At 64.2% G+C, this 8,145-nt stretch carries 7 protein-coding genes and 1 pseudogene; 7 read left to right on the top strand and 1 reads right to left on the bottom strand.

All coding sequences use genetic code 11. From position 1 onward, the window contains the following. The 4 genes and pseudogenes from B7L71_RS02940 to B7L71_RS02925 form a co-directional block, all read left to right on the top strand. Positions 1-755, top strand: a 755-nt coding sequence (locus B7L71_RS02940; RefSeq protein WP_081135899.1) for a farnesyl diphosphate synthase, incomplete at its 5' end; no start/stop codon positions are given. A gap of 39 nt (positions 756-794) precedes the next feature. Continuing rightward, positions 795-2,706: pseudogene (gene dxs / locus B7L71_RS02935) on the top strand (1-deoxy-D-xylulose-5-phosphate synthase). 28 nt (positions 2,707-2,734) lie between these two features. Next, a complete protein-coding gene (djlA, locus tag B7L71_RS02930) occupies positions 2,735-3,496 on the top strand; it encodes a co-chaperone DjlA (RefSeq protein WP_081135897.1) in 762 nt (253 codons plus the stop codon). A 65-nt stretch (positions 3,497-3,561) separates the two neighbouring features. Further along, positions 3,562-4,182 (top strand): glutathione S-transferase family protein, encoded by a 621-nt coding sequence (locus tag B7L71_RS02925; protein ID WP_081135896.1) that lies wholly within the window; start codon positions 3,562-3,564, stop codon positions 4,180-4,182. Positions 4,183-4,185: 3 nt separating this feature from the next. Here the strand turns inward: B7L71_RS02925 and ribA are convergent, their stop codons facing one another. Beyond that, positions 4,186-4,821 (bottom strand): GTP cyclohydrolase II, encoded by a 636-nt coding sequence (gene ribA / locus B7L71_RS02920; RefSeq protein ID WP_039178678.1) that lies wholly within the window; start codon positions 4,819-4,821, stop codon positions 4,186-4,188. A gap of 219 nt (positions 4,822-5,040) precedes the next feature. Between ribA and hemE the strand changes: the two genes are divergently transcribed. The 3 genes from hemE (at position 5,041) to B7L71_RS02905 (ending at position 8,112) form a co-directional block, all read left to right on the top strand. Beyond that, positions 5,041-6,156 carry a uroporphyrinogen decarboxylase gene (gene hemE / locus B7L71_RS02915; RefSeq protein ID WP_081135894.1) on the top strand — a complete coding sequence of 372 codons (1,116 nt, stop codon included), beginning with the start codon at positions 5,041-5,043 and terminating at the stop codon, positions 6,154-6,156. After that, positions 6,153-7,013: a polyamine aminopropyltransferase gene (gene speE, locus B7L71_RS02910; RefSeq protein ID WP_039178680.1), complete on the top strand. Its 861-nt coding sequence runs from the start codon at positions 6,153-6,155 to the stop codon at positions 7,011-7,013. The genes hemE and speE overlap by 4 nt, the downstream gene beginning before the upstream one ends. Positions 7,014-7,101: 88 nt before the next feature. Beyond that, positions 7,102-8,112 carry an amino acid ABC transporter substrate-binding protein gene (locus tag B7L71_RS02905; RefSeq protein WP_081135893.1) on the top strand — a complete coding sequence of 337 codons (1,011 nt, stop codon included), beginning with the start codon at positions 7,102-7,104 and terminating at the stop codon, positions 8,110-8,112. Positions 8,113-8,145: the final 33 nt, after the last annotated feature.

Here is an 8,145-nt window from a genome sequence, read left to right as displayed (position 1 = left end):
TGGTGGGCGGCAAGCGCCTGCGCCCGCTGCTGGTCTACCTGGCGGGGCGTGCCCTGGGAGCAGAAGACGACGCCCTGGACGCCCCCGCAGCAGCCATCGAGCTGATCCACGCCTACTCGTTGATCCACGACGACCTGCCCGCCATGGATGACGACGACCTGCGTCGTGGCCAGCCCACGGTGCACAAGGCCTACGACGAAGCCACGGCCATTCTGGCAGGCGACGCCCTGCAGGCGCTGGCCTTTGAAGTCATGGCCAGCCGCCCGCACCCGCGCCTGGCTGCGCTGGTGTCTACCCTGGCGGTGGCCGCTGGCCGCGATGGCATGGTGGCAGGCCAGGCGCTGGACCTGGCAGCCGTGGGTGGCCATCCCGATGTCGAGGCACTGGCTCACATGCACGCCCACAAGACCGGCGCGCTGATCGTGGCGGCGGTCCAGATGGGTGGATTGATCGCCGTCGAGGCCGACGACCCACGCCTTGCGGCACTGATTCGCTATGCGCGGGCCATTGGTCTAGCCTTCCAGATTCACGACGACATTCTCGACGTCACCGGAGACACCGCCACGCTGGGCAAAACCTCCGGTGCCGATGCTGCCCGCGCCAAGCCCACGTATCCCAGCCTGCTCGGGCTGGCGGGCGCCCAGCAAAAAGCGAACGCATTGATCGACGACGCCATTGCCGCGCTCGCCCCGCTTGGCGAGCGCGCCGCGCCCCTGGCCGATCTTGCCCATTACATGATCGAGCGCGACCACTAACGATGCCTTTCACAACATACCCATGAAAACATGCCGCCTATGAAGCTGTTCGACGAGATACCCCGCGAGCGCCCGGCGACGCCGCTGCTCGACTCCTTTGACCACCCCGCGGCCCTGCGGGCCATGAGTCCCGGCCAGCTGGCGCAGCTGGCCGACGAGCTGCGCGCCTACCTGCTGTATAGCGTCGGTGTCACCGGCGGCCACTTTGGCGCAGGGCTCGGCGTGGTGGAACTCAGCGTGGCCCTGCACCACGCCTTCCACACCCCCCAGGGACCGCCTGGTATGGGACGTAGGCCACCAGGCCTACCCCCACAAGATTCTCACCGGCCGCCGTGAAGCCATGCTCGGCATCCGCCAGCACGGCGGCCTGGCCGCGTTCCCCCGCCGCGCCGAATCCGAGTACGACACCTTCGGCGTTGGTCACTCCAGCACCTCGATCTCGGCGGCGCTCGGCATGGCCCTGGCCGCCCAGGCACAAAACGACCCGCGCCGCGTATGTGCCATCATCGGCGATGGCGCGCTCACCGCGGGCATGGCCTTCGAAGCGCTGGCCCACGCCGGGCACGTCAACGCCAACATGCTAGTGGTGCTGAACGACAACGAGATGTCGATCTCCGAGAACGTCGGCGGTATCGCCACCTATCTGGCGCGGATGCTCTCCAGCAAGCCTTACCTGAAAATGCGCGAAGAGGGCAAGAAAGTGCTCTCGCACCTGCCCGGCGCGCTGGAGTTTGCCAAGCGCACTGAAGAGCACATGAAGGGCATGGTGAGCTCCGCAACGCTCTTCGAAGAGATGGGCTTTCACTACGTGGGCCCCATCGACGGCCACGACCTGGACGCGCTGACCCAGACCCTACGCAACCTGCGTGATCAGAAAGGCCCCCAGTTTCTGCATATCAAGACGGTCAAGGGCAAAGGGTTCCTGCCGGCAGAGGCCGACCAGATTGGCTATCACGCCATTACCAAGCTGGAAAAAGTGCCCGCGTCCAGCGCGCCCCCGGTGAAGCCCCCCGCTGCGCCCAAGAAGAAGTACTGCAATGTGTTTGGTGACTGGCTGTGCGACATGGCCGCCGCCGACCCGCGCCTGATGGGCATCACTCCCGCCATGGGCGAAGGCTCGGATCTGATTCGCTTTGCGCAGACCTACCCCGAACGCTATTTCGACGTGGCGATTGCCGAACAGCACGCGGTCACCCTGGCCGCGGGCATGGCCTGCGAGGGCATGAAGCCCGTCGTCGCCATCTACTCGACCTTTCTGCAGCGTGGCTACGACCAGTTGATCCACGACGTGGCCGTGCAGGACCTGGATGTCACCTTCGCCATCGACCGAGCAGGCCTGGTGGGAGAAGACGGCCCGACGCACCACGGCAGCATGGACCTGTCGTTCCTGCGCTGCGTGCCCGGCATGGTGATTCTGGCCCCCGCCGATGAAGCAGAGTGCCGCGCCATGCTCAGCGCCGCCTACCACCACCCGGGCCCGGCCGCCGTTCGCTACCCCCGTGGCACCGGCCCCGGCGTGGCCATTCCAGACCATCTGGAGCCCATGGCGATTGGCCAGGCCGAGGTTCGTCGCACCAGCACCAGCGACGGCATGCGCATCGCTCTGCTGGCCTTTGGCAGCATCAATGGTGCCGCCGCCGAGGTGGCCGAGAAGCTCAATGCAACGCATATCAACATGCGCTCCATCAAGCCGCTGGATCGCGACGCCGTGCTGCACGCCGCCGACGAGCACGAGCTGCTGGTCACGCTGGAGGAGAACGTGATTGCAGGCGGCGCGGGCAGCGCGGTGAATGAGCTGCTCCACGCCGAAGGCGTTCAGGTCGAAGTCCTGAACCTGGGCTTGCCGGACAGCTTCGTCGAACACGGCACCCCCGCCGAGCTGCTGCGCGACTGCGGCCTGGATGCCGCCGGCATCGAAGCGGCCATTCGTTCGCGCCTGCCGTCGCCTTGAGCCTTCTGACTAACTTGTTGAGACCGTTATGCTTTTTTTGATGATTCTGTTTGGTTTGATCGGCCTTGCCAGCGGCGGCCCCGTGGGTCTGCTGGTGGGGGCGGGTCTGGGCTGGTGGTTGGCACGCCAGCTGGGGCGCCGTTTGAATGCCGCCCGCACGCGCTTGCAGGAAGGCTTCCTGGAGTCGATCTTTTCGGTGATGGGCTGCCTTTGCCAGGCCGATGGCAAGGTCACGCCAGGTGAGCTGAGCGTGGCCGAAAAGCTGTTCGACCAGATGCGCTTGCAGGGCGAGCACCGCGCCAAGGCGCGGGCCGCCTTCGAACGGGGCCGTGCCGACGACTTCGACCTGGAGGCCGAGCTGGCCAAGGTCAATCGCCTGACCCAGCGTCAGCCCATTTTGCGCCAAGTATTTTTGCAGGTTCAGCTCAGCGCGATTGCCGCCGACGGGGTCCTGCACCCCGCCGAGCATGAGATGATTCTGCGCGTGGCGCGGGGCGTTGGCTGCAGCGAGGCCGAAGTACAGCAGATCGAAGCCATGCTGCATGGCGCGACGGCCAACTCTCAAGGCGCCAGCGAGGAAGCTCTGAAGGATGCCTATCGCGTACTGGGCGTGGCCGAAGACGCCAGCGATGCCGAGATCAAGAAAGCGTATCGTCGCCTGATGAGCCAGAATCACCCGGACAAGCTGGCGGGCAAGGGGCTTCCGGAGAGCATGCGCGAGGTGGCGCAGGCCCGCACCAGCGAGATTGGCAATGCCTACGAGCGCATCCGCGCGGCGCGGGGCCAGTAGCCCCGTGACAGGCGTTCAGGCAGTGGCTACAGTGAAGGCTTCACGGTACTGCCTGGAGCCGCCCCATGATCACCCTTTATAGTTTCCCCAACTCCCGCTCGCTGCGTGCCGCCTGGACGCTGGAAGAGCTGGGCCTGGCGTACCAGTGCCACCACGTAGCCCTGGACCAGGGCGCGGGGCAAAGCGCCGAGCATCTCGCTCGCCACCCGGATGGCAAGGTACCCGTGCTGGAAGACGGCGAACTGACGCTGTTCGAATCCGCGCCCATCTGCCGCTATCTCGCCGAACGGTACGGCGAAGGCCAACTGCTACCACACAGCGTGGAGGAACGCGCCCAGGTAGATCAGTGGCTAAGCTTCATCGTCACCGAGATCGAGCAGCCACTGTGGCTGCAGGCCAAGCACAAGTTCGCCCTGCCTCAGGACAAGCGCGTGCCCTCCATCCTGCCCACCGCCGCCTGGGAATTTCAGCGCGCCCTGACCGCCCTGGAGCGCCGCTACCACGGCCAGGAGACGCTGGTGGGCGATACCTTCACACTGGCCGACCTCTTCCTGACCCACACCTTGAGCTGGGCAGCGAGCATGAAACACCGCCTGCCGGAACCGCTGGTGGCCTACCGCGCCCGCCATGCCAACCGCCCGGCGCTGGCCCGCGCCGCGGAGAAGGAGCAGGCCGCCAAAGGGTAAGCGCTACCCCTTGCGCTCGATATCCACATCGCTGGCCTGGGTGAAGTCATCCAGCGCCATCATGTGGCCCAGCTTGCCCGCCTTGGTGGCCAGGTACTGCTCGTTATGCGGGTTGAGGCCGGTGGTGATGGGCTGACGCTCCACCACGTTGACCCCATCGCGGGTGAGCGCATCGACCTTGCGGGGATTGTTGGTCATCAGCTTGAGGGCCGTGACGCCCAGATGCTCGAGCATCGGCACGCAGAGATCATAACGGCGCATGTCGGCACCGAAGCCGAGCTGCTCGTTGGCCTCCACGGTATCCGCCCCCTGGTCCTGCAAGTGGTAGGCGCGAATCTTGTTGAGCAGGCCAATACCGCGCCCCTCCTGACGCAGGTACAGCAGCACCCCGCGGCCTTCGCTGGCAATGCGCTTGAGGGCTTCCTGCAGCTGGTAGCCACAGTCGCAGCGCATGGAAAACAGCGCATCGCCCGTCAGGCACTCGGAGTGCACCCGCCCCAGCACCGGCGCGCCATCGCTCACATCGCCCAGGGTGAGCGCAATATGGTCTTTCCCCGTGGCATCGTCTTCGAAGCCATGCATGGTGAACGTGGCCCAGGGGGTGGGCAGCCGGGAAGCGGCGATGAAGCGAATGGTCACGGATTACCTCACAGATGAACCAGGCCAGTTATCCACATCAGTGTTGGCAAGTGGGCGCATAGTCTAACAGGAAGTGGCGCAAGCCTCACGGATTGGCCGGGGTGCGACGATGTTGGCCAGCCAACAGGCGCCACCGCTGCCCAACTTCACGTACAATTCCTATCGTCGGATGTGCTGACTCCCTTACAATGCGGGCAAATTTTCCAAGAGCAAGTGTTTATGACCACCACACCTTTGCAGAACGACCGTTTTCTTCGCGCGCTGGTGCGCCAACCTGTCGACCGCACTCCGGTGTGGATGATGCGTCAAGCGGGCCGTTACCTGCCCGAGTACCGCGCCAGCCGCGCCGATGCGGGCAGCTTCATGGACCTGTGCCGCAATCATGACCTGGCCTGTGAAGTCACCCTGCAGCCGCTGGAGCGCTACCCGCTCGACGCCGCCATCCTGTTCTCGGACATTTTGACCATCCCCGATGCCATGGGGCTGGGCCTGTACTTCGAAACCGGCGAAGGTCCCAAATTCAAGAAGACCGTACGCACCGCCGAAGAAGTCGCCGCGCTCACCGTGCCCAATGCCGAGCGCGACCTGGACTACGTGATGCGGGCGGTCTCCACGATTCGCCGTGAGCTCAACGGCCGTATGCCGCTGATCGGCTTTTCCGGCAGCCCCTGGACGCTGGCCACCTACATGGTAGAAGGCGGCTCCAGCAAGGACTTCCGTCACCTGAAGACCATGCTGTACGACACGCCCGACACCATGCACCAGTTGCTGGACACCCTGGCGCAAGCGGTCACCGACTACCTGAACGCTCAGATTCGCGCAGGCGCTCAAGCCGTACAGATTTTCGATACCTGGGGCGGCGCGCTGTCCACACCGGCCTACCTGGAGTTCTCGCTACGCTACATGGAGCAGATCGTCTCCGGGCTAATCCGCGAGCACGACGGTCGCCGCGTACCGGTGATTCTGTTCACCAAGAACGGTGGCCAGTGGCTGGAGCACATTGCCTGCGCCGGTGCCGACGCATTGGGCATCGACTGGTCCACCGAGCTGTCCGACGCCCGCGCTCGCGTGGGCCATAAGGTGGCCCTGCAGGGTAACCTGGACCCCAACGTGCTGTTTGCGCGCCCTTCGGCCATTCGTGCGGAAGTGGCTCGCGTACTGGAGAGCTACGGCCACGGCCCTGGCCACGTTTTCAATCTGGGCCATGGCATCAGCCAGTTCACCAACCCTGATCACGTCACCGCCTTCATGGAGGCGCTGCACGACTTGAGCCCGCAGTACCATCAGGGCATCCCGACTCAATCGAACGACTCATGCCCAGGAGCCAAGCAATGAGCGACCTACGCGACGACCAGTGGTTTACCGAAGTCTTTGATAGCCACGGCAGCGCTTTCTCGCTGAAAGTTTCTGAAAAACTGCTGGATGTGCAAAGCCCCTACCAGCACCTGGAAGTGTACGCCACCGAGACTTACGGCAACCTGATGGTGCTGGACGGCTGCGTGATGCTCACCGACCGCGACAACTTCCTGTATCACGAAATGATCGCCCACCCGGCGCTGTTCACCCATCAGGACCCCAAGCGCGTGGTCATCATTGGTGGCGGCGACTGCGGCACCTTGAAAGAAGTGCTGCGCCATCCGGGCGTCGAGAAGGTCACCCAGATCGATATCGACGAGGAAGTCACCAAGGCCGCCGAGCGCTTTTTCCCCGAACTCGTGGAAGCCAACGGCGACCCCCGCGCCGAGCTGCTGTTTGCCGACGGCGTGAAGTGGGTCGACGACGCGGCCGATGAGAGCATCGACCTGCTGATCATCGACTCCACCGACCCGGTCGGCCCGGCCGAAGGCCTGTTCAAGACCGACTTCCTGAAACGCTGCCACCGTATTCTGAAAAGTGGCGGAGTGATGGTGCAGCAGAGCGAGTCGCCGCTTTACCATAGCGGTTCGATCATTCGCGAACTGCGCAACGACATGCGCGAAGCGGGCTTCGACAGCGTGGCCACCTTGCCCTTCCCCCAACCGGTCTACCCCTCCGGCTGGTGGAGCGTGACGTTGGCAGGTAAAGGCACCAGCGTTGAAAGCTTCCGCGAAGAAGCTGCCGCCAGCCACGAAATGCCGCTACAGTACTATACAGCAGAGGCCCATCGTGGAGCCCTGGCGCTGCCCCCCTTCATGCGCAAAGCCTTTGCGTGAGAGCGGGCATCGTTAGTGGAAAAGCCGGGCGCTGCTCGGCTTTTTTTATGCGCGCAGATCGGCGCGCTTCGACGTCAAGGAATCACACATGAAGAGTGTTCGTTGGTTGGGAGTAGGGGCCAGCCTGTTGGCACCGGCCATCGCCATGGCCAGCACGCTGGACACCGTCCAGAATCGCGATAGCCTGCGTTGCGGCGTGAATGCCGCCCAGCCCGGTTTCTCGTCACTGGATGACGACGACCAGTACCGGGGCCTGGATACCGACATCTGCCGCGCCATTGCCGCCGCCGCGCTAGGCGATGCCAACAAGGTGGACTTCGTGCCGCTGGACTCCGTGGAGCGCTTCACGGCCCTTCAGTCCGGTGAAGTGGACGTGCTGTCGCGCACCACCACCTGGACCTCCAGCCGCGATACCACGCTGGGCATGCACTTTACCGGCGTCAGCTATTACGACGGCCAGGCCTTCATGGTCGCCAGCGACCTGAACGTACAGAGTGCCAAGGAGCTGGACGGCGCCGCGGTATGCACCCAATCGGGCACCACCAGCGAACTGAACCTGTCCGATTACTTCAGGGTTCACGGCATGACCTATGATGCCGTGGTCTTCGACTCTCCCGAGCAGTCGATTGCCGGGTTCGAAGTAGGCCGCTGCGACGTGCTGAGCTCCGATGCCTCGCAGCTCTATGCCCAGCGGATGCAGCTGGCCGACCCCGACATGGCCGTGGTGCTGCCCGAGATCATCTCCAAGGAGCCGCTAGGTCCCGCCGTGCGCCAGGGCGATGACCAGTGGTTCAACATCGTCAAATGGACGCTGTTTGCCATGCTCAATGCCGAAGAGCTGGAAGTCACCCAGGCGAACGTGGACGAGCAGCTCGACAGCGACAACCCTGACGTACAGCGCCTGCTGGGCCAGGATGGCGATTTCGGCAGCCCCATGGGCATCAGCGCCGACTGGGCCTACCAGATCGTCAAGCAGGTAGGTAATTACGCGGACGTTTATGACCGCAATGTCGGCACAGGGTCGGACTTCAACATTGCCAGAGGCCTCAACGGGCTATGGAAAGACGGCGGCATTCAGTACGCCCCGCCGATTCGCTGATCGGCGAACGTCAGTAGCTTTCTCCCCGCGCCA

Origin of the sequence: Halomonas sp. BC2 (genome assembly GCF_002078115.1) — a bacterium.
Taxonomy (GTDB): domain Bacteria; phylum Pseudomonadota; class Gammaproteobacteria; order Pseudomonadales; family Halomonadaceae; genus Vreelandella; species Vreelandella stevensii.
Note: the sequence above shows the minus strand (reverse complement) of the source record. Positions and strands in the feature narration are given on the sequence as shown.

What these genes read in the sequence shown, in the direction of transcription:
- B7L71_RS02905 (WP_081135893.1), top strand. Translation starts at nt 7,102, where the DNA reads ATGAAGAGTGTTCGTTGGTTGGGAGTAGGGGCCAGCCTGTTGGCACCG.
- hemE (WP_081135894.1), top strand. Translation starts at nt 5,041, where the DNA reads ATGACCACCACACCTTTGCAGAACGACCGTTTTCTTCGCGCGCTGGTG.
- djlA (WP_081135897.1), top strand. Translation starts at nt 2,735, where the DNA reads ATGCTTTTTTTGATGATTCTGTTTGGTTTGATCGGCCTTGCCAGCGGC.
- B7L71_RS02925 (WP_081135896.1), top strand. Translation starts at nt 3,562, where the DNA reads ATGATCACCCTTTATAGTTTCCCCAACTCCCGCTCGCTGCGTGCCGCC.
- speE (WP_039178680.1), top strand. Translation starts at nt 6,153, where the DNA reads ATGAGCGACCTACGCGACGACCAGTGGTTTACCGAAGTCTTTGATAGC.